The sequence below is a fragment of the Yersinia antarctica genome, assembly GCF_056636475.1.
The window spans coordinates 4,355,991-4,377,759 of record NZ_JBSJQF010000001.1; the positions used below are offsets into that span (position 1 = coordinate 4,355,991).

A 21,769-nucleotide genomic window follows, 5' to 3' on the forward strand; every position below is an offset into this window, starting at 1 on the left:
TTTCCTTATTGTGGCTCAGGCTTTGTGGTAACTCATATCGCTATCCATCACTAAATGACAGTCGGCGGGCTGGCTGAACTGCAATACCTTGAACACATTAGGGCCGTCAGTGGCGAGGTAAAAATCCTCGGCCTGTTGTGGCGATAAACCGCCACGGATCTTGCGCTCAATCAGGCGATCCCGCAGTAATTCTGGGGCGGCATTAATATAAATAGTGTAATCAGCCAGTGCTTTCAACTGCTGCCAACCGGGTTGTTGCAGTAATAACCAATTGCCCTCCAGCACGATAATCGGTGCGTCGACAATAATGGCATCTTCAACCGGGTCATGTAACCGGCGGTCATAGGCAGGCCAGGTCGCTCCAGGTTGCTGCAAGCTGTGGATAGCCTGACGTAGCTTAGGCAAATCAAAGGTTTCTGGTGCTCCCTTTTTACTGCGTAACTGGTGGGCATCAAGGTAGTGATTGTAGTGGTGAAAGCCGTCCATAGGCAGACATTGTACCGGTGTTAGAGTGGTGTCACGTTGGGAAAGCCATTGCCAAAATGTGGCGAGGGTGGATTTACCGGTACCGGGTGGCGCGCATAAAAAAACCACCATGCGGCGCTGAAGCTGCTGTTGTTGCTGAGACAGTGAGGCTAATAGTGGCAGATGCAGATGAGTAATATCGCGGTCGGGAAAATGCGCGCTGTTCTGTAGCCCATTAATGTTAAGTTCCACTCTCATAAGTCAGTTCCTGTAATAATGACGTCACTGCCAACGTCAGCCCGGTTTTCACCATATTCCCGTAGCGGGTCTGATTAAAAATGGTGAAGTCAGAAAACTTCATCTTTTCAATCATTTGAAATAAGGTTTTATTCTGGGTCACGGCATTGAGATTACCCATAAATTCATAAACGATATCGTCATGAAACTCAGTAATATCTCCGGTTTTCTGCAAATGCTCACTGAGCTGAGAAAATAACAAAATATCGGCATAAACCGCTTTTGTTATTTGCCCCAACGCATAAATTAAGCGCAAAGAAACATCCAGACTGTCCAGTGGGCCTGACTTGGCTAATAAAGGCTTGACGGCGTATTCCTGAATATCTTCATCATTATTGATAAATAAATAGGGCAGAAGGCTTTTAATACCCTGAAATAAGATCTCATTGGCATTCAGCAGAAAATCATTGAGATTTTCAGGGCTGGCGAGCCTTTCGAGTACGTCATCTTCAGTTAATGCAGTCATCCTACCCTTAACACCATTATCGATAGTGGAGGGAGTTGATGATATTACAGGTGTTATCCAGCCCGTTAATCAAAAGTGTTTGGGTTTGAAGTTGGCCCCCATTTTTTTCCTTAATACCGGTGACGATATCACCCTGAGTTATGCCGGTTGCGGAAAAAATAATCTGCCCGGAGCGCACCAATTCGGTCAGAGAATAGACCTGATTAAGGTTAACCCCCATTTGCTGGCAGCGTTGGTGCTCCGTGAGGGCAATATCCCGATTCGTCACGCTTTCCCCTTTGGCCTGACAAAAGTCGATCAATTCAGCTTGCATATCGCCGCCCAAAGCACGAATGGCACAGGCCGAGATAACGCCTTCAGGTGCGCCGCCGATGCAATACATCACATCGGCCTGCCCGTTGGATAAGCAGGTCATCAGGCTGGCGGCCACATCGCCGTCCGCAATAGCATAAACTTTAACACCGAGTGCATTGGCCTGTTCGATAGCCTGCTGATGGCGCGGTTTGTCGAGGGTAATCATGCGTAACGTATTTAAAGGTTTGTTTAACTTAGCCGCCACACAGCGCAGGTTTTCTGCCAGTGAACGGCGCAAGTCAATGGAACCTTTGGCTTGTGCACCTACCACTAATTTTCGCATATACATATCAGGCGCATGTAACAACATCCCTCGTGGGGCAAAAGCAATCACAGCCAGCGCATTGGCTTGCCCCATCGCGACCATGCGGGTACCTTCAATAGGATCAACAGCAATATCAACAGGTGGTCCACCGGCACCGAGTTGTTCGCCAATATACAGCATCGGCGCATGGTCAATTTCGCCTTCTCCGATAACAATGCTTCCTTGCATCGTCATCTGATTTAAGGCCTCGCGCATGGCGCTGACGGCAACGCCATCAATAAGGTTTTTGTTACCGCAGCCGAGCAGTGGCCAGGCCGCCATTGCTGCTTGTTCGGTGGTGCGGAAAATATCATATGCCAGTGTTTTCACTCTCGACTCCGATATCCACGTTAAAGTGCGCTAACAGATAGTGTTCTGCTTTTTCATTCCAGACCCCATGAGTTTCGGCGACCAGTTCGGCTAATTGCGCAAATAATGGATCCGTTTTACCTCGTTCGGCAAAATCGTCAATGGCGGTGAGGGGCATGGTAATGCCGTTATAAATCAGTTTCTTGCCACCCGGTATATGGGGGAGGTTGAGCACCGTTTCAGGTACAGCATCCAGACCGCCAATATGAGTAATCATAAAAGAGGGTTGTATGCGTCGCTGGGCAGAAAGCGTAAGTGCCTCTTCCATGTCACCGGTAGAGCCACCAGAAGTACCGACAATATGCGTACTGGAGTAGTGGACGTGATAGAAGTTAAACGGCACTTTAAAGTGCTTATCTGTCGGGCCGGCAAAGAAGTTCAGGCAACCATCTTCTGCCAGCAAATCATCACCCAATTCAATGACTGCTGGCACAGCTGCGTAGACAAATACATCATCAAAACCCTGATTCCCCGTGAGTTGACGTAATGTATCGATGGGGTTATCCAGCTTGCTGCTGTTTATGTAAATCAGTTCGATACCTTTATCTGCTGCCTGTTTTCTTGGTAGTAGTTGCTCAGCACGAGCCAGACGGACTTCATCTATATCTACCACCACCACGCGGGCCGGTTTGATATCACCGTTGATGGCATAATCGATAGCCCCCATTCCCATTGGCCCGGCACAAGCCAATAGGGCCAGATTACCGCCGGGCTTAATGCCCATGCGGTGTTCATAAACATATTGTGTGGTGTGATAACTGGCGTGATAGGCTCCAATAATGCAACACATCGGTTCAGCCAGCGATGCGGCGGCAAAATAGTTGCCGTGATAAGGCAGTACACAGCCGAGATCAATAGCCAGCTTGGGAATAATCATGTAGGTGGCGTTACCGCCAAAATATTCGTAGCTGTAACCTGCTGAATAGCCACTGGGTAGCCCCATCGCAGGTTGCAACACAAAACGTTCACCAGCACGATAGCGGGTGGCTAAATTCTTACCGACTTCAACAATGACCCCCGCACATTCATGGCCAGTAATGGCAGGGTGTTGCGCCACATCACCCGGTACTCGTTTGTGCTCACTACCCAGCAAAGCTGCTTTGTAAGTCGACAGGCAGACGCTGTCGGAAATGACGCTAACCAGTAATTCGTCATCGCTGATCGGGGGTAATTCAAACTCACGTAGGCGGACATCTTGCTTACCGTATATTGCAGCCACTTTCGTTTTCATACTGATTCCTTTGGCTTATCACTTGTAGTCAATTGCTCGAATAAAATATCCAGAGCCTGGTCGCCAAGGTAATTTTTAATTAGAATCAATGGCTTGTCCGTCACGCCCTGTGCTCTGCCTTCAAGGCTGGCGTGGGTAACAATGATGTCAGCATCGGTTGGAATGTTTTCGATGGCGTAATGTTTTACCGCAATCGGGTAACCGGCTTTCTCCAGTTTTTTTCTAAACGTGGTTGCTCCCATGGCGCTGGACCCCATCCCGGCATCGCAGACAAAGGCTATCAACCGTACCGGATGATCATTGTTGAGGTGATTGGCCAATATGCCCTCGGCTTTTAGATTCTTCATGGCGGTTTGCGACTCTTCAAAGCTCTCTTCGCTGGTGGCTTTGTCCATTTTCAAGATGATGGAACCCACCAAGAACGAAACTGCAGTACCGGTAAAGACACCCGCACAGGTAGCTAGGAAACCACCGCGAGGGGTTAATGCCAGATACGCGAAGATAGAACCAGGACTCGGACCTGCAACCAGGCCAGCACCTAATAATTCAAAGACATATATGCCACTCATGGCGCCGGCGATCATGGCAATGATCATCAGTGGTTTCATAAGAACATAAGGGAAATAGAGCTCGTGGATACCGCCGAGGAAATGAATAATCATCGCGCCGGGTGCTGACTTCTTACTCATACCTTTGCCAAATAGTGAGAAAGCCAGCAGAATACCTAACCCTGGCCCTGGATTTGAGGCGACCATAAAGTAAATTGATTTGCCGTGGATAGCAGTTTCCTGCATTCCCAGTGGGTAATAGATTCCCTGGTCGATGGCATTATTCAGGAACAGCACTTTGGCAGGTTCATTAATCACCGCCAGTAGGGGTAAGAAGCCAGTAGACACCAGTGCTTCGATGCCTTGTTTGACCAGATTATTCGCCTCCATCACCGCCGGGCCGATCACTTCATAGGCCAGTAGGCAGAGCAACATGCCGCTGATACCGAGGGAGAAATTATTAATTACCATCTCGAAACCGGCTGGAATGTGTTTCTCCAATCGCTTATCGATATGTTTAATTAAATAACCCCCTAGTGGCCCCATCACCATCGCGCCGATAAACATCGGAATATCAGCACCAACAATAACCCCCATAGTGCCAATACCGCCCATCACGGCCCCGCGTTTACCCCCAATCAAATGCCCACCGGTAGAACCAATCATTAACGGTAGCAGGTAGGTAATCATCGGGCCGACCAACTTGCCGAAGTGTTCGTTCGGCGTCCATCCAGTCGGGATAAATAATGCAGTGATAAACCCCCATGCAATAAAAGCCCCAATATTAGGTATTACCATTGCTGTTAGAAAACCGCCAAAGGATTGTACTTTGGCGCGTATTGATTTATTAGCCATATTAATTCCTTGTTATTGTATTATCGGAATAGGTTAATAACGCTTAAGGATATCTTTTATATTTTCGGTGTTGGCAGCATTCAGTAATGATGTAATAGATTCATCGTCACAGAACATTTCACTTAATGCCTGAATAGCATAAATATGGGAGTCCGCATCTTTTGCTGCCAGGCCTATTAGTAATTTTACCGGTTCACTGTCAGCGTCGAAAATCACGCCTTTACGCAGCAATGTCAGGCTGAGTGCGGTGTGGTTCACGCCATTTTCAGGGCGGGCATGCGGCATAGCTATTTCTGGTGCCAAAATATAATAAGGCCCTATCTCACGTGTGGCATCTTTGATCGCCTGACTATATTCAGGTTTAACCGCATGATTATCGATTAGGCTTGCCATTGATAAATCAATAGCGTGTTCCCAATGCTCGGCGGAAGGATATATCGCAATACTATTTTCAGGAAAGAAATCGATAAGCGCCTGCATAGGGAGTCCTTATATTATTATTTTATCTTGGCGACCCATTAATTCATTCTCGTGGGCATTAACTGAAATTGAGCTTATTCTTGACGACGCGCTTAATCAAATCGATGAAAAAATGTGATCTGTGATACTAATGAAATGCAAACACTGAAAAACAGTAACTGTGATCACAATTATTTTATATAAATTAGTATTTGTATAAAAATGCAATAGTCTAAATTTGAATTTAATCACAAATATTTAATTTTAATAAATTATTGATTTTGTGATTTTCGTCTTGTTTGTGGCATTGCGTAATGCATTATTTGTGAAAATTAAAGTGAGTGCTGTACTCCCAGCAGCAAAACGATGTTTTTTTGACTGGATGAGGCGTACCTTCCTCGCGGTGCTGCATCTTCGTGCATTTGCCTCTAAAAAGTGCGGGGAAAGCGCACATACAGTGCTATCTCCCGTTACATCTCCTTTTCCCATTACTTAAAGTGCGGGTATTTCCGTTGTTCAGCGGTTATCTAGCATTTGGTACAAACATTGCTTTAGCCATAGACCGCACTATTACCATTAAATTTCTTTGATAGGGATAAGGTATGTCACAGGCGAAACAAGCACCGGAATTAAAACGTACGTTGGGCAGTTTTCAATTATGGGGTATTGCCGTCGGGTTGGTGATTTCCGGCGAGTATTTTGGTTGGAGCTACGGATGGGCGCAAGCGGGCACCTTAGGGTTCCTGTTTACCGCTCTGGGTGTGGCCGCGATGTACACGGCATTTATTTTTAGTTTTACCGAATTAACCACCGCTATTCCTCATGCCGGAGGGCCGTTTGCTTACGCTCACCGCGCTTTTGGCCCAACGGGTGGCTTTATTGCTGGTCTTGCGACGTTGATTGAGTTTGTATTTGCTCCTCCCGCCATTGCCATGGCAATTGGTGCCTATATTAATGTTCAATTCCCCGCAGTTGACCCAAAGTGGGTGGCGGTTGGGGCCTATCTGATATTTATGTCATTGAATATTCTGGGTGTCAGTATTGCTGCAACCTTCGAACTGTTGGTGACGATATTGGCCATTTTTGAGTTGCTGGTATTTATGGGCGTGGTCGCACCAGGCTTTGAAATCAGTAACTTTGTCAGAGGCGGTTGGGCTGGCGCGGATACATTCAGTATCGGGTCATTATCGGGGATTTTTGCCGCTATTCCCTTTGCTATCTGGTTCTTTTTGGCGATTGAAGGGGCTTCGATGGCTGCAGAGGAAGCAAAAGAGCCACAACGTACCATTCCGCGCGCCTTTATTGGCGGTATTTTGACCTTAGTGCTACTGGCATTAGGTGTGATGGTATTTGCCGGTGGGGTGGGCGACTGGACTAAGCTATCTAATATCAACGACCCACTGCCACAAGCAATGAAAATTATCGTTGGCAGCGACAGCGGTTGGTTACACATGCTGGTATGGCTTGGGCTGTTTGGTCTGATAGCCTCGTTCCATGGCATCATTATGGGCTATTCCCGCCAGATTTTTGCCTTGGCCCGCGCCGGTTATTTACCTAAGCCGCTGGCCAAAGTAAACCGCCGTTTCCGTACCCCACACCTGGCGATTTTGGCTGGTGGTGTTGTCGGGATTGGTGCTATTTTTTCTGACTCGTTGATTATTATTGGCGGCATGCCACTGACGGCAAATATTGTCACTATGTCGGTGTTTGGTGCCATCGTGATGTATATCATCTCAATGTTGTCATTATTCAAACTGCGACAAACAGAGCCACGCCTGACTCGCCCATTCTCCGCGCCGTTCTATCCGTTTGCGCCAGCATTGGCGTTAGTTTTGGCGGTTGTCTGTCTGATTGCGATGATCTATTACAACCCGCTGCTGGCTCTGATATTCGCTGGAATGATGTTGGTCGGTTATATTTATTTTCGTCTTACCCACCGTTCACGCGCTACTGCCGCATTTGATCCACAGCTCAGTGCTGCCGAGTGATCCATTCTTGCTATTAATGTCATCATTGTTCAGGCTGTTTATGCAGCCTGAACAACTAAGGGACGCAGTATGTACCAGACAACACTGAGCCATCGTAGTTACCACTTTGGCGATTTACGCGATTTGATGGCTAAAGCTTCACCGGCACGTTCGGGCGATTATCTGGCGGGCGTTGCGGCAGAAAGTGCTGAAGAACGCATGGCTGCCCGTATGACGCTGGCAGATCTGCCGCTAAAAACGTTTTTACAGCAAATGCTGATTCCTTATGAGCAGGATGAAGTCACACGGCTGATTATTGATAGCCACGACCCGCAGGCTTTTGCGCCAATAGCGCATCTGACCGTCGGCGATTTTCGTGACTGGTTACTCAGCGAGCAGGCCGACAGTGTGACGCTAGCGCAAGTCAGTGCTGGTATCACCCCAGAAATGGCCGCCGCGGTAAGTAAAATAATGCGTAATCAGGATTTGATTCTGGTGGCGAAAAAATGCCGTGTTATTACCCGATTCCGTAACACTATTGGCCTTGCCGGCCACTTAAGTGTGCGGCTACAGCCCAATCACCCCACGGACAGTTTGCCGGGTATCGCCGCCAGCATGCTTGACGGCCTGCTGTATGGCAGCGGTGATGCTGTGATTGGCATCAATCCCGCCAGTGACAGCTTGCCATTGTTAGAAAAACTTAATTATATGCTGGATGACGTGATAAGCCGCTTTGAGATCCCCACTCAATCCTGCGTATTAACGCATGTTACTAACACGATTAAGTTGATTGAACGCGGAGCACCGGTTGATTTAGTGTTCCAGTCTATCGCGGGCAGTGAAGCTGCAAATGCCGGTTTTGGCATCAATCTGGCTTTGTTGGAAGAAGCACACTGTGCGGCATTGAGCCTCAAGCGAGGCACTGTCGGTGACAATGTGATGTATTTTGAAACTGGGCAGGGCAGTTGTCTCTCCGGTAATGCTCATTTCGGGGTTGATCAACAAACCTGCGAAGCGCGTGCTTATGCGATTGCTCGCCGCTTCTCACCGTTACTGACTAATACTGTCGTCGGGTTTATCGGGCCAGAATATCTTTATGATGGTAAGCAGATTATCCGTGCCGGTTTGGAAGACCATTTCTGTGGCAAGTTACTGGGTGTCCCACTCGGTTGTGATGTCTGCTATACCAACCATGCTGAGGCGGATCAGGATGATATGGATACCTTGCTGACCTTACTGGGGACCGCTGGACTGACCTTTATGATGGGGGTGCCGGGAGCTGATGACATCATGCTTAATTATCAAAGCACGTCGTTTCATGATGCGTTGTATATCCGGCAATTGCTCGGTCTGAAACATGCACCAGAGTTTGGTCTGTGGCTAGAAAAAATGAATATTATGGATGCTCAGGGGCGCTTGCGTGATACCACGGCCAATCATCCGTTATTAGCGCAGTTGCCACCTATGGGGGCATTCTGATGAGCGGAAATGAGATAATAAACGGGGTGTTACATCGCAATTCGTGGGCGGTTTTGCGCCAGTTCACGGCTGCGCGTATTGCTCTTGGCCGTACAGGAGCAAGCTTACCTACTGAAGAGCTGTTGAAATTTGGTTTGGCACATGCGCAGGCACGGGATGCCGTGCACCAGCCTTTTATCAGCGAGGATCTTGCTAATCAACTGGCAGATTCAGGATTACAGACACTTACCGTCAACAGTGCCGCGCCGGATCGTGCAACTTATCTGCGCCGCCCGGATCTTGGCCGAAAGCTATCGTCGCAAAGCCGTGAACAGTTGTGTGCATGGCCTGATAAGCAAGCCGATATTCTGTTAGTTATTGGTGACGGTCTGTCATCGAAAGCGGTACACCGGCAGGCAATTCCTTTGGTGATGGCCTTACGACCTTATTTGCAAACGCTCGGCTTATCACTGGCCCCGATAGTGTTGGCTCATCAATCACGGGTAGCATTAGGGGATGATGCAGGGGAGTGTTTACAAGCCAAAGCGGTTGTCATGTTGATTGGTGAAAGGCCGGGGCTTTCTTCCCCGGATAGTTTGGGGGTTTATATGACTTGGGGGCCGAACACGCGGCGGTTGGAGTCCGAGCGCAATTGTATTTCTAATATCCGGCCAGAGGGTTTGGATTATCCTCAGGCGGCTTTTAAGTTAGCCTGGTTGTTGGAGCAATCTTTCCAACGGCATTTATCGGGGGTGCAGCTTAAGGACGAAAGCGATAACCCGGCCTTGCACGGGCGGGTAAGGCCAATTTACCCACTGATAACATGAGCAGTATATATGTCTGGATTTTTACGATGTAATGGCGGAAATTGCTATTTTTTGTGCTTTTAATTCGACTTTTAACATGTATTTTGGATAATGTTAAGTTATTCTATCTAAATGTTGCAGGCCGCTCTATCCTACACATCGCCTCGCTTTACAACTATTCTTATAAATATCTCACTAAATTTGAATTTTTTAACAGGTATTACTCCGCGTCATCATTTTCATGCTTTATGCAGTGGAGCTATTGGGAACATAAGGAAGAAACAATGGGACTACGAAGAAAGAGTGTTAAACCTATGCAACTCAATGATATTACAATCATTGATGATGCCAAACTGAAGAAGGCAATCACCGCAGCGGCGTTGGGCAACGCCATGGAGTGGTTCGATTTCGGGGTGTATGGTTTTGTCGCTTTTGCACTTGGTCAGGTATTTTTCCCCGGTGCTGATCCCGGTATTCAGATGATTGCTGCGCTGGCGACTTTTTCCGTTCCTTTCTTGGTTCGGCCCCTTGGTGGCTTATTCTTTGGTGCGTTAGGTGATAAATATGGGCGGCAAAAAGTCCTGTCCGTCACCATCATTATTATGTCGGTCAGTACCTTCTGTATTGGTCTGATTCCCTCTTATGCCTCGATAGGTATTTGGGCACCGATATTATTGTTATTGGCAAAACTGGCACAGGGTTTTTCGGTTGGTGGCGAATATACCGGAGCCGCTATTTTTGTGGCTGAATATTCACCCGATAGAAAACGTGGTTTTCTTGGCAGTTGGTTGGATTTTGGTTCCATTGCAGGTTTCGTATTAGGCGCTGGAGTCGTTCTGCTTATTTCCAGCATTGTGGGTGAAGCCAGTTTCCTTGAGTGGGGATGGCGTATTCCGTTCTTCGTTGCTGCGCCATTAGGATTAATCGGTATCTATTTGCGTCATGCACTTGAAGAGACACCGACCTTTCAACAGCACGTCGATAAAATTGATAATGATTCACGCCACAATATTGCCGAGCCACCTAAGGTTTCTTTCCGTGAGATTTTAACCAAACAATGGAAAAGCCTGATTATCTGTGTCGGGATGGTTATTGCCACCAACGTCACTTATTACATGCTACTGACCTACATGCCAAGCTACCTATCCCATAGTCTGCATTATTCTGAAGATCATGGTGTATTGATTATCATTGCAATCATGCTGGGTATGTTATTCGTTCAGCCTGTGATGGGATTAATGAGCGATAAATTTGGCCGTAGACCTTTTGTTATTTGTGGCAGTATTGGGCTGTTTATTCTCGCTATTCCCAGCTTTATTTTGATTAATAGCGGCATCATCGGTTTGATATTTTGTGGTTTGTTGATCCTGGCTATTTTGCTTAACTGTTTTACGGGGGTGATGGCCTCAATATTACCCGCAATGTTCCCAACCCATATCCGCTACAGCGCATTAGCTATCGCATTTAATGTGTCGGTGTTGGTTGCAGGGCTGACACCAACGGCCGCAGCGTGGTTGGTTGAAACAACGCAAAATCTGTTTATGCCCGCTTATTACTTAATGGTGGTGGCGGTTATTGGTTTGGTTACTGGAATATTTATGAAAGAGACTGCCAATATGCCACTGAAAGGGGCGACGCCAGCCGCGTCTGATCGGGCGGAGGCCAGAGAGATATTGCAGGAACACCATGATCATATCGAACACAACATTGATGATATTGATCAAGAAATAGCCGAACTTGAGAAAAAGAGAAAGAATCTTATCGCTCAACATCCTGATATTAATTAATCAGTTTTGAGGGGTACGTCAGAGTGTTAATTTGATTTATATCAATAAAATTCATTTCTATACAATGGTTTACCTTTCTATTCAAATCTGTCTTTGACCCTCCCCCAAGGGGAGGGTTTAGATTATCAGTCATTATTCCAACTTATCTAGAACATTTCCTCTTACTGGAAGGATACCATGACAGTGAAAAAGACATTTGCAACAACAGCCCGACTGGCTATTGTTGCTTTAGCTGCAGTCACTTTTAGCCATTTCGCCGCGGCGACGACACAAACGGAATTTTTGACTCAACATGGCTTAGCGGGAAAAACTACTGAGCAAATGATTGAGACCATCGATCAATCCAAACAAGAACGCCCTTTGGCATATTCAGCTTCGGTAACGAGTGCGGAACTCACCTTATCCGATGAACAACAGCGGTATTCTTTTCCCTTGGGTGATAAGTTCTATCTCTCATTCGCCCCCTATGTAAACCAAACTCACCCATGCTTCAATCACAGTTTGTCTGGCTGTCGTGGTGAATTGGCGAATACCGCATTTGATGTGAAAATTACCGATAAAGCCGGGAAAGTTATCCTGCAAGATACACTGACCAGCTATCAGAATGGTTTTATTGGTGTGTGGTTGCCACGCAATGCTGAGGGGACTATCGAAGTGAGTTATCAAGGCCTCAAAGCTGTATCACCTTTTGCGACCCAGGCTGAAAGCCAAACCTGCATGACAACATTGCAACTAAAAAAATAAACGACTTAACGGCAAATCTTAACAATCGATAGAATAATAATAACCAGCTTAGCGGCTGGTTTTTTATTTCCTCGTGGCTGTAATAATAGATGTTTTTCTTGCTACTCTCGAGTATTTTTTAAATTATTAAATCCTGTTTATACTCCTTATGACGAGGGATAATATCTGGCGTAAGTGATATTAAGTTTACGTTATGCTAAATGAAATGACTAAGAGAAATATAATTATTTATAAATTATTATTTTTACGATATAGTTCGCTCCTTTATGGTGAAAATACGCAAAATTAAAGGAAACCTATCCGTATACGTTATAACTTTCCTTTTTCTGTTTACTTGGTTACCTGTCTCTATAGCCGAGTTCATTAAGTGTAGAAGATTATATTATGTTTCAATTGATGCAGAGTGTTTTGACAAGTTCCTTTAATGCGGTCTGTATTATCTATCTTTGCATATCATTACCTTATCTTTATATTATTACCAGACAAAAACCTAATCAGTTACATTATAAAATTCTAATGGGCGTGATTGCCGGTTTTACTGCAACCTATCTTGCTGATTTTCATAACCAAACCAGTGCGACACTCTATGGGTTAATCATTAGTCCTATTGTCCTGACAGCATTAATTTTTGGCCCAATCCCCTTATTGATAAGCTATGCTATCCATGCGGTATTTGTATTTGGATTATCGCCATTTTATGATATTTTCATTATGTCTTTCATGTTTTTATCTATAGCGCTAAAAATTTGGGATAATAAAAGATATGCTACTTTTTTCCTTTCGGTTTTCATTCCACAATGTATAAATATTGCTTTGAATTTTGAACGGCTAATCTCTTTAGGATACCTTCCCCGTTCAATATTTAAATCCGCGATGAGCATTATTTTACTCTCGATACTCTATTTTATTTTTAGCCGCTTTCAAAAAACGTTTAGTAAATTCTCTATTTTGCAATTCCAATCCTCGACGGATCAACTGACTAAATTACCTAATAGATTCAGTATTAATCACCATTTGGATAATTTTAGAGAAACGCATAAGGACTGCTTTATTGCTTTGATTGATATAGATTTTTTTAAAAGGGTTAATGATAATCATGGACATTCTGCCGGTGATAAAATTTTATATGATATCGCCCAGGAACTAACGTCAGTGATTAGAGGAAATGATTTTCTGGCGCGGTATGGCGGTGAAGAATTTTTGCTGTTAATACATACCGCAGATAACAGAATTGCCAGTGAGATCTTGGTGCGGATAACTACACATATCCGCGATACGCTGTTTATTACACCGGACAACCACTCTCTCAACATTACGATATCTATCGGTGCAGCTTTATATGTTAAAGACACCTCATTTGATGATGCGATTAAGTCAGCCGACAAAGCACTCTACCGAGCGAAGAATGGTGGTCGAGATCAAGTTGTTTTTCATTAGGTTTTGTATGATTAGGCCATTGTGTAAGTCAGGATCTTTAACTTAGCATAGGCTTTTCCCCTAAGGCCTTTGTAGCTTAACAGCGGGTCCACATACATTGTAGAGGTTGGCGGTGACCAGAGAACATGTTGTTATTGTCATTGATATGCAAAATGGGGTTTTTGCTAATCCACGTTTTGATCGTGAAGGTCGCGTCGTTCGTATTAATCAGTTGATCGACCATGCTGACCAAGTCATTTTCATACAGCATGCAGAAGATGAAATGACACAAGGGAGTGAATTGTGGCAACTGCTACCGGAATTACATTACCCGCAGAATGCTATTTCTGTTACCAAAACAGCGTGTGATTCGTTTTATCTTACCTCGCTCGACACTATTATTGCCCAGCTAGGGGCTACTCATCTGACTATTTGTGGTTGTGCCACGGATTACTGTGTTGATACCACCATCAAAATTGCCGCCAGTAAAGGGTATGCTCTGACCATCGCTTCTGATGCCCATACCACTGCGGACCGGAAATATGCCACGGCTCAGCAGCTTATCGCGCAACATAATGAGGTTTGGTCTGAGCTGTCCATTCCGGGGAACCGTATCACAGTAAAAACGACGCAGCAGATCCTCGCTGACTGGCTGGATTAAATTCCTCTGGGCATACTCGCTTAGCACTATTTTATTAGGTGATGTGTGCCCATAGTCTGATGCGATACACTAGATAAAAATGATGAGTAGGAATAAGTAAACACCATCCAGATTACGTCTACGGTACTGATGATTTGGTAAGGTTCGCTGATATTATTCTTTTCTCTTATCACCCATCCATGTTTTTTTATCTTTAAAATAGAGAAATATCAAGAATTAATCTTGTGTTCATAGAACACGAATGGCGTATTTTATATAAGATTTATGGGACTATCGCCAATTCCCAAACGAAATGCAACAAAGTGACCCACCGGTCAGGTACGGATAAAATAGCCGTATTGACCCTGTCGGAGACCCTGTTGCATGAAGGGAAAACATTTGACTCAGCATGAGCGCTTTTACATCGAAAAACGAAAAGCTGAAGGCGTTAATCAGTCCTGCATTGCCAGAGAGCTCGGCGTCTCTCGCTCTACCCTGAGCCGGGAGCTCAGACGTAATACGGACCCCGCCTTCAACGGACTTTACTCCTCCAGACGCGCTGATGCCTTAGCCAGACAACGGCGGGGCGCCACCTCGGCACACAATGCCTGTTTCCCTCTGGGCCAGCAGACACAAGACTTTCTCCGGCAGGCGCTGGCTGTACATACCTCCCCTGAGGTTATCTCTGGGAGACTGAAAATCCAGTTTGATATCGCCGTCAGCAAAAATACCCTCTACCGCTATATCCGTTCGGACAGACAGGCTGGCGGTAAGCTTTACCTTCAGCTCCCTCACCGGGGTAAACGCTATCGCTATGATACGGGTGAGCCCGGACGCACGCCCATCCCGGACAGGGTTGGCATTGAGCACAGGCCTGCTGAGGCTGAACTCAAACAGGTTCCCGGGCATGTTGAAATCGATACGATTTTTGGCAAAGACCAGAAGTCATTCCTGCTGACGGTCGTGGACAAAGCCACAAAGCAGGTCATTATCCGTAAACTCCCCAATAAGTGCGCTGAGAGCGTCGTGGAAGCGTTCAGGGACATCGTGGCGAATACTTTCTGCGAGTTTAAAACCCTGACGGCAGATAACGGACCCGAGTTTGCGAAACATAAGGACATCACTCAGGTAACGGGCGCAAAGGTTTACTTTGCCCGGCCTTATCATTCCTGGGAGCGGGGGTTGAATGAGCATACCAACGGTCTGATACGGCGGTTTTATCCGAAAGGAACCGATTTTAATGGCGTCAGCGATGAAGATATTGCGAGACTGGAGCACATCCTCAACACTCGGGGGCGCAAATCTCTGGAATACAGCTCACCGAATGAGGTATTTTTAGAGTATCTACTCGCTGCATAACGCATGATGGTTTGTTGCGTTTCGTTCGGGAATGGGGCGCTGATCCGCACTGGCTTGCCAGCGTTTTTAATCAACACGTTGACACCGTTTTCCACCTGGCAGCGATTGTCTCCAGTCAGGCAGAAGAAGATTTTGATTTGGGTATGCGGATCAATTTTGATGCTACCCGCAGTTTACTCGAGCGCGCTCGCCAGCTTGGACACTGCCCTAAAGTGATTATCACCAGTTCAGTAGCGGTATTTGGCGGTGAGTTACCGGCTGTCGTGCCGGATGAACAGGTATGGTCGCCTCAGAGTTCCTATGGTACGCAAAAAGCATTAAACGATTTATTGTTAGCAGACTATAGCCGCCGGGGATTTGTTGATGGTCGTAGCCTGCGTATGCCAACCATTGTGGTACGCCCAGGAAAACCAAACCGCGCGGCCTCCAGTTTTGCCAGCGGCATTATCCGTGAGCCGTTGCAAGGTATTGACGTGGTTTGCCCTGTTAGCCTGCAAACACCGTTATGGCTGCTATCGCCGAAGATGGCAATTAATAATCTTATCCATGGTCACCAATTGGATACCAGTCAACTTAAGGGTGGGCGGGTGATTAATTTGCCTGGGCTATCTATTACCGTACAGCAAATGATTGATGCATTGCGGCGTATTGCGGGTGACGCTGTCGCTGATCACATTAAGATTCAGCAAGATCCATTAATTGAGAAAATCGTAAGCTCTTGGCCTGGGGATTTCGCAGCACATTATGCCAAAGCATTAGGCTTTAAGAGCGATAAGGATTTTGACAGTATCATCAATGATTTCATCCTCGGTAATTTACCTGGCAAGCTAGTCAAATCACTTGAATAGCGGGCGACAAAATCAGGTTGTATTCCCTCTGGTGATAATGCCATCCAGAGGGTAGCCATTGGCGTTAATCATCAGATAATTGAAACCAATCCTGATGAGTAATCGTTTGCTAATCGCAAAAATGCGGCTTTTACCCCTTGCAGAGAAACCACACGCGAGTATAATTCGCCACAATTTGCCGGGAGATATGATGGAAAGCCAAGTGCGTTTTGTTGAAAATGACCCTCTCGATGGTCGACAAAATTGCCTGCCAACAGGCAGCCAACTGCCGTTCTTTCTCCCGTTGCTAAACCGATCCCGTAAGGCCCCTCGTTGAGGGGCTTTTTTTTGTCTGCTGATCGGTGCCGAATTAAGCATTATCACCAATTAAAATATATACCCTAAATAATTCGAGTTGCAGGAAGGCGGCAATTGAGTAAATCCCCAGGAGCTTATTTATTTTAAGGTCAACGACAAGTAAGCCACCGGGGTGAGCGAAAGCAGCCAACACACATGCAGCTGGAAGTATAACGGGTCATAGAGGAGAGCGAAAAATGGCCAACACGTTGTATCACAAACATATCATCTCAATTAACGATTTATGTCGCGACGAACTGGAGTTGGTGCTGCGTACCGCCGCCAGCCTGAAAAGTAGTCCGCAACCTGAGTTGCTAAAACACAAAGTGATCGCCAGTTGCTTTTTCGAAGCCTCGACCCGCACTCGTTTGTCATTTGAAACCTCCATACACCGTTTAGGTGCCTCAGTGGTCGGTTTTTCTGATAGCAGTAATACCTCCCTTGGCAAAAAAGGCGAGACACTGGCAGATACTATGTCAGTCATCAGTACCTATGTGGATGCCATTGTCATGCGTCACCCACAAGAAGGGGCCGCCCGTCTGGCCGCTCAGTTCTCGGGGAATGTACCGGTAGTTAATGCCGGTGACGGTGCAAACCAGCACCCGACGCAAACGCTGCTCGATCTGTTCACCATCCAGGAAACCCAAGGCCGGCTGGATAACATCAATATCGCCATGGTCGGCGACCTGAAATATGGCCGTACCGTGCACTCACTCACGCAGGCGCTAGCCAAATTCACCGGTAACCGCTTCTTCTTTATCGCCCCGGATGCTCTGGCAATGCCTGCTTATATTCTGCAAATGCTGGCAGAAAAAGGTATCGAATACAGCCTGCACGAAAGCATTGAAGAAGTGGTGCCAGAACTGGATATTCTCTACATGACCCGGGTGCAAAAAGAGCGCCTTGACCCGTCAGAGTATGCCAATGTCAAAGCACAGTTTATCTTGCGGGCGGCTGATTTGAATGGCGCGAAAGAGAATCTCAAAGTGCTACACCCGCTGCCAAGAATTGATGAAATAACCACCGATGTCGATAAGACCCCTTATGCCTACTATTTCCAACAGGCAGGTAACGGGATTTTCGCACGTCAGGCACTGCTGGCACTGGTTTTAAACGCAGAATTGGCTCTTTAAGAGGGATTGAACATGACTCAGGATTACAAACTACAGGTTGAAGCGATTAAATGTGGCACTGTGATTGACCATATTCCGGCACAAATCGGCTTTAAATTGTTGTCGCTGTTCAAACTGACCGCCACTGATCAACGTATTACTATTGGATTGAATCTACCGTCTAAACGCTCAGGTCGTAAGGATTTGATTAAAATAGAAAATACCTTCCTGACAGAGCAACAAGCCAACCAACTGGCGATGTATGCACCGGATGCTACCGTTAACCGCATCGATAACTACGAAGTGGTGAAGAAACTGACCCTAAGCCTGCCAGAGCAGATCGATGGCGTTCTCACTTGCCCAAACAGTAACTGCATCAGCCACAATGAGCCAGTCGACTCCAGCTTTAAAGTAAAAGCGCAACAAGGTGAAATCCACCTTAAATGTAAATATTGCGAGAAAGAGTTTGATCACCAGGTAGTGCTGCAAGCGGATTAAGTGCTGCAAGCGGATTAATGCTCGGCTTAAGCGAATATTGCTGCCCGTTAATATTTACAATAGTGGCAATATTCGCAGCAATGCAACATCGCAAATTTGATTCGCGTGGGTTGCCGTAACCCACCCCATCTTTATAATATAGAAATAATTAAACCCAATAGATTTCATGGTGCAGGAAAGCGGCAAACGCTGGCCCGTAGGATGAGGCTTATAGTCCCGATGAGCGCAGCCAATATACCAGCAACATGAAAGATGACGGGTTCCTTCCGCATTACGTAACCAGGAGTCAACATGTCACGCAATATCAGCACTGAGCTCGCCCCTGCCGCCATCGGCCCTTATGTTCAAGGTGTCGATCTGGGTAGTATGATCCTCACGTCAGGCCAGATCCCTGTTGATCCAAAAACAGGTTTGGTCGCCGATGATGTATCAGCACAGACGCGTCAGTCACTGGAGAATGTAAAAGCTATCGTTGAAGCAGCGGGTTTGAAAGTTGCCGATATCGTGAAAACCACTGTATTTGTGAAAGATCTGAATGACTTCACCACCGTTAATGCCACTTACGAAGCTTTCTTTACTGAACACAATGCGCCATTCCCTGCGCGTTCATGTGTTGAAGTTGCGCGTCTGCCAAAAGATGTGAAGATCGAAATCGAAGCTATCGCGGTACGTCGTTAATTCTGATGTCATTGCGTCTACGGCTGGTGATTACCAGCCGTTTTTTATTGTTATCCTACTAATATTTTCTCTGTGCCTTTCACAATGCGCTATTGCAGATCATCATGATCATGATGTGGCAACTTTCTGCTCGGTAATAATGCACTACACTCACTAATTGCACCCTAATAGGGCTGAAATCGCTCTAATCCCCTTTATTTTGCCTGTTTTACGAGCTGGCACAGTTTATGCGTGATCACCAATACAGCCTGTTCTGTTAGCGAGGTGATAATGCTGAACATCGACCTTTCCGTATCACGATTTTTCGATGAAATGTTACTGGCTGAGGGGCAACACCGAGGCCATTACGATGCCTATTGGCAATGGTTACAACAGGCCGATCAGCTAACCATTGCGCGTAAGCGTCAAGAAGCTGCACTGCTATTTCACCGGGTAGGCATTACCTTTAATGTGTATGGTGACGATGATGGCGCAGAGCGATTAATACCGTTCGATAGCGTGCCACGCATTATTCCCGCCAGCGAATGGCAAATGCTGGATCGCGGCATTCGCCAGCGCGTACAAGCGTTGAATGCGTTCTTACATGATATTTACCATGAACAACATATCCTGAAAGCGGGCATTATTCCGGCCGAACAAGTGCTGGCGAATGACCAATATCAGCCCTGTATGCAAGGGGTTAACCTGCACCGTGATACTTATGCACATATCATCGGTGTGGATATGGTCCGCAACAACGATGGTCTCTATTACGTGCTGGAAGATAACCTGCGTACCCCGTCCGGCGTCTCGTATATGCTGGAAAACCGTAAAATGATGATGCGGCTCTACCCGGAGTTGTTTGCACAACAACGCATCGCACCTGTTGAGCGCTACCCTTCTCACCTGTTACAAACGCTGCGCGAAAGCACACCGGTCAACGACCCCACCGTCGTGGTGCTAACCCCGGGGCGCTTTAACAGTGCCTATTTTGAACACAGTTTTTTGGCTCAACAGATGGGGGTTGAACTGGTTGAAAGTGCTGACTTATTTGTCAAAGAAGGGGCAGTATTTATGCGAACTACCGCAGGCCCCTGCAAAGTCGATGTTGTCTACCGGCGGGTGGATGATGCCTTCCTCGATCCGCTGGCTTTCCGCCCTGACTCCATGCTCGGTGTCCCCGGACTACTGTCGGTATATCGCGCAGGTGGGGTGGTATTGGCTAATGCGATTGGTACTGGCGTCGCCGATGATAAATCCATCTATCCTTATGTCCCTGAAATGATTCGTTTTTATCTTTCCGAAGAACCTATTCTGGCGAATGTTCCCACCTGGCAATGCCGTCAACCCACTGATCTTTCATATGTATTAGCTAATCTGGATCAGATGGTAGTGAAAGAAGTTCATGGCGCCGGGGGATATGGCATGTTGATTGGCCCTGCGGCGGCACAAGCTGAAATAGCCCAATTCCGCCAATTACTCTTGGCGCGACCACAAAATTACATCGCACAAGAAACCCTCGCCCTTTCTACCTGCCCGACCTTTGTGAATAGCGGACTTGCGCCGCGCCATATTGATTTACGTCCTTTTGCCCTGTGTGTGTAGTGGTCAACTAAAATTGGCCACGGTAGTAGACTGTTCATAGAACAGCCGTTCGGATTCATTGGGCGTTAAGCCTCCGTTGTACCAGTGCGGGCGAAGTTCGCTGTAGTAACCCGTTATATATCGGGTGATTGCATTTCTGCCCTCCCCGAAGCTCTGGTAACCTGTCGTCGGTACCCATTCGGATTTCAGACTTCTGAAAAATCGCTCCATTGGCGCGTTGTCCCAACAGTTCCCACGCCGGCTTAGGCTCTGTTTTATCCGGTAACGCCACAGCAACTGACGGTATTTTTTACTGGTGTAATGACTGCCCTGATCGCTGTGGAACATCACTCCGCCTGGGCGTCCCCTGAGTTCCCATGCCATCTGTAACGCTTTACCCGTTAGCGCTGAGTCAGGTGAAAACGACATCGCCCAGCCTATGGGCTTGCGGGCAAACAGATCCAACACCACAGCCAGATAAGCCCAGCGCTTACCTGTCCAGATATAGGTCACATCGCCACACCAAACCTCATTCGGTTGGGTTACTGCAAACTGCCGCTCCAATAGATTCGATATATCAACATGCTCCTGCCCACCCCGTTTATATTTGTGTGTGGGACGCTGGCAACTTGTCATGTTCAGCTCTGCCATCAATTTTCCGGCAAGCCAACGCCCCAGTTTTACGCCCTTATTCGTCACCATTATGGCGATATTTCGGGCACCGGCTGACCCGCCGCTAGCATGCCAGACTTCGTTAACCAGGCTGCGTTTAATGGTGCGCTCGACATCTGGGACGCGTTCTCTGTTATGCCAGTACCGATAGCTGCTACGCTGAACATCAAAAGCCTTACACAGTGCTTTTACCGAATAAAGCGCTCTCAATTTATCGACTATCGCGAACTGTTCAACGAGTCCGACATCAAGAGAGCGGTGGCCTTTTTTAGAATTTCGTTCTCCATTTCAAGACGTTGAATCCTTTTCTTCATTTCCCGAAGTTCTATTTGTTCAGGCGTCAGTGGAAGCCCAACGGGGGTTTTACCCTGACGTTCCAATCTGAGCTTACCCACCCATCGGCTAAGGGCGGAAAGACTGACATTCATGGCTTTAGCGGCCTCCGAATGAGAGTATTTCTGGTCAACAACCAGCTTTGCCGCTTCGAGTTTGAATTCAGCCGTGAAATATTTGGTCATGGATCACCTGTAAAGTTAT

General features: G+C 46.7%; 18 protein-coding genes and 2 pseudogenes. 13 read left to right on the forward strand and 7 right to left on the reverse strand.

What is annotated here, in order from left to right:
- Positions 1–15 precede the first annotated feature (15 nt).
- From ACWJJO_RS20170 to ACWJJO_RS20195, 6 genes are read right to left on the reverse strand one after another with little or no spacing between them, the layout of a single operon-like run.
- Positions 16–723: a nucleoside/nucleotide kinase family protein gene (locus ACWJJO_RS20170; protein ID WP_083162487.1), complete on the reverse strand. Its 708-nt coding sequence runs from the start codon at positions 721–723 to the stop codon at positions 16–18.
- Positions 707–1,228, reverse strand: coding sequence for an MltR family transcriptional regulator (locus tag ACWJJO_RS20175; protein WP_083162489.1), 522 nt, complete (start codon positions 1,226–1,228; stop codon positions 707–709). Before ACWJJO_RS20175 ends, ACWJJO_RS20170 begins: the two co-directional genes overlap by 17 nt.
- Positions 1,229–1,244: 16 nt before the next feature.
- Entirely contained in the window at positions 1,245–2,168 is a 924-nt protein-coding gene (gene glpX, locus ACWJJO_RS20180) for a class II fructose-bisphosphatase (RefSeq protein WP_372569916.1), read from the reverse strand.
- A 28-nt stretch (positions 2,169–2,196) separates the two neighbouring features.
- On the reverse strand, positions 2,197–3,486 hold the full coding sequence (locus ACWJJO_RS20185; RefSeq protein WP_372569640.1) for a zinc-binding dehydrogenase: 1,290 nt from the start codon (positions 3,484–3,486) through the stop codon (positions 2,197–2,199).
- Positions 3,483–4,889: a PTS mannitol transporter subunit IIBC gene (locus ACWJJO_RS20190; protein WP_102970533.1), complete on the reverse strand. Its 1,407-nt coding sequence runs from the start codon at positions 4,887–4,889 to the stop codon at positions 3,483–3,485. The genes ACWJJO_RS20185 and ACWJJO_RS20190 overlap by 4 nt, the downstream gene beginning before the upstream one ends.
- A 33-nt stretch (positions 4,890–4,922) precedes the next feature.
- Entirely contained in the window at positions 4,923–5,369 is a 447-nt protein-coding gene (locus ACWJJO_RS20195) for a PTS sugar transporter subunit IIA (protein WP_083162495.1), read from the reverse strand.
- A gap of 581 nt (positions 5,370–5,950) precedes the next feature.
- Here ACWJJO_RS20195 and eat point away from each other — a divergent pair.
- The 13 genes and pseudogenes from eat to ACWJJO_RS20260 form a co-directional block, all read left to right on the forward strand.
- A complete protein-coding gene (gene eat, locus ACWJJO_RS20200; protein ID WP_083162497.1) occupies positions 5,951–7,336 on the forward strand; it encodes an ethanolamine permease in 1,386 nt (461 codons plus the stop codon).
- Positions 7,337–7,405: 69 nt separating this feature from the next.
- Positions 7,406–8,794: an ethanolamine ammonia-lyase subunit EutB gene (locus tag ACWJJO_RS20205; RefSeq protein WP_372569638.1), complete on the forward strand. Its 1,389-nt coding sequence runs from the start codon at positions 7,406–7,408 to the stop codon at positions 8,792–8,794.
- Complete coding sequence (eutC, locus tag ACWJJO_RS20210; protein ID WP_481091461.1) at positions 8,794–9,600, forward strand: ethanolamine ammonia-lyase subunit EutC; 807 nt, start codon at positions 8,794–8,796, stop codon at positions 9,598–9,600. The genes ACWJJO_RS20205 and eutC overlap by 1 nt, the downstream gene beginning before the upstream one ends.
- A 263-nt stretch (positions 9,601–9,863) precedes the next feature.
- Complete coding sequence (gene proP, locus ACWJJO_RS20215) at positions 9,864–11,366, forward strand: glycine betaine/L-proline transporter ProP (protein WP_083162503.1); 1,503 nt, start codon at positions 9,864–9,866, stop codon at positions 11,364–11,366.
- A gap of 183 nt (positions 11,367–11,549) precedes the next feature.
- The gene (gene cueP / locus ACWJJO_RS20220; RefSeq protein ID WP_481091462.1) at positions 11,550–12,110 is read left to right on the forward strand and encodes a copper-binding periplasmic metallochaperone CueP; all 561 of its coding nucleotides are present in this window, start codon (positions 11,550–11,552) and stop codon (positions 12,108–12,110) included.
- 384 nt (positions 12,111–12,494) lie between these two features.
- Positions 12,495–13,547: a GGDEF domain-containing protein gene (locus tag ACWJJO_RS20225; protein ID WP_227746581.1), complete on the forward strand. Its 1,053-nt coding sequence runs from the start codon at positions 12,495–12,497 to the stop codon at positions 13,545–13,547.
- A gap of 112 nt (positions 13,548–13,659) precedes the next feature.
- Positions 13,660–14,187: an isochorismatase family protein gene (locus tag ACWJJO_RS20230; RefSeq protein ID WP_083162507.1), complete on the forward strand. Its 528-nt coding sequence runs from the start codon at positions 13,660–13,662 to the stop codon at positions 14,185–14,187.
- A gap of 363 nt (positions 14,188–14,550) precedes the next feature.
- On the forward strand, positions 14,551–15,525 hold the full coding sequence (locus ACWJJO_RS20235; RefSeq protein WP_481090518.1) for an IS30 family transposase: 975 nt from the start codon (positions 14,551–14,553) through the stop codon (positions 15,523–15,525).
- A gap of 38 nt (positions 15,526–15,563) precedes the next feature.
- Positions 15,564–16,373, forward strand: a pseudogene (gene denD, locus ACWJJO_RS20240) (D-erythronate dehydrogenase); the annotation flags it as partial.
- 533 nt (positions 16,374–16,906) lie between these two features.
- Positions 16,907–17,842 (forward strand): aspartate carbamoyltransferase, encoded by a 936-nt coding sequence (gene pyrB / locus ACWJJO_RS20245; protein WP_083162258.1) that lies wholly within the window; start codon positions 16,907–16,909, stop codon positions 17,840–17,842.
- 12 nt (positions 17,843–17,854) lie between these two features.
- Positions 17,855–18,319 carry an aspartate carbamoyltransferase regulatory subunit gene (pyrI, locus tag ACWJJO_RS20250; RefSeq protein WP_083162256.1) on the forward strand — a complete coding sequence of 155 codons (465 nt, stop codon included), beginning with the start codon at positions 17,855–17,857 and terminating at the stop codon, positions 18,317–18,319.
- A 291-nt stretch (positions 18,320–18,610) separates the two neighbouring features.
- Entirely contained in the window at positions 18,611–18,997 is a 387-nt protein-coding gene (gene ridA, locus ACWJJO_RS20255) for a 2-iminobutanoate/2-iminopropanoate deaminase (RefSeq protein WP_083162254.1), read from the forward strand.
- Between the two features lie 270 nt (positions 18,998–19,267).
- Positions 19,268–20,572, forward strand: a pseudogene (locus tag ACWJJO_RS20260) (circularly permuted type 2 ATP-grasp protein); the annotation flags it as partial.
- A gap of 12 nt (positions 20,573–20,584) precedes the next feature.
- Here the strand turns inward: ACWJJO_RS20260 and ACWJJO_RS20265 are convergent.
- Positions 20,585–21,750 (reverse strand): IS3 family transposase gene (locus tag ACWJJO_RS20265; RefSeq protein WP_481090614.1). Its coding sequence is split into 2 segments (ribosomal slippage): positions 20,585–21,495 and positions 21,495–21,750, totalling 1,167 coding nucleotides; the frame shifts between segments, so codons are not numbered across the junction.
- Positions 21,751–21,769: the final 19 nt, after the last annotated feature.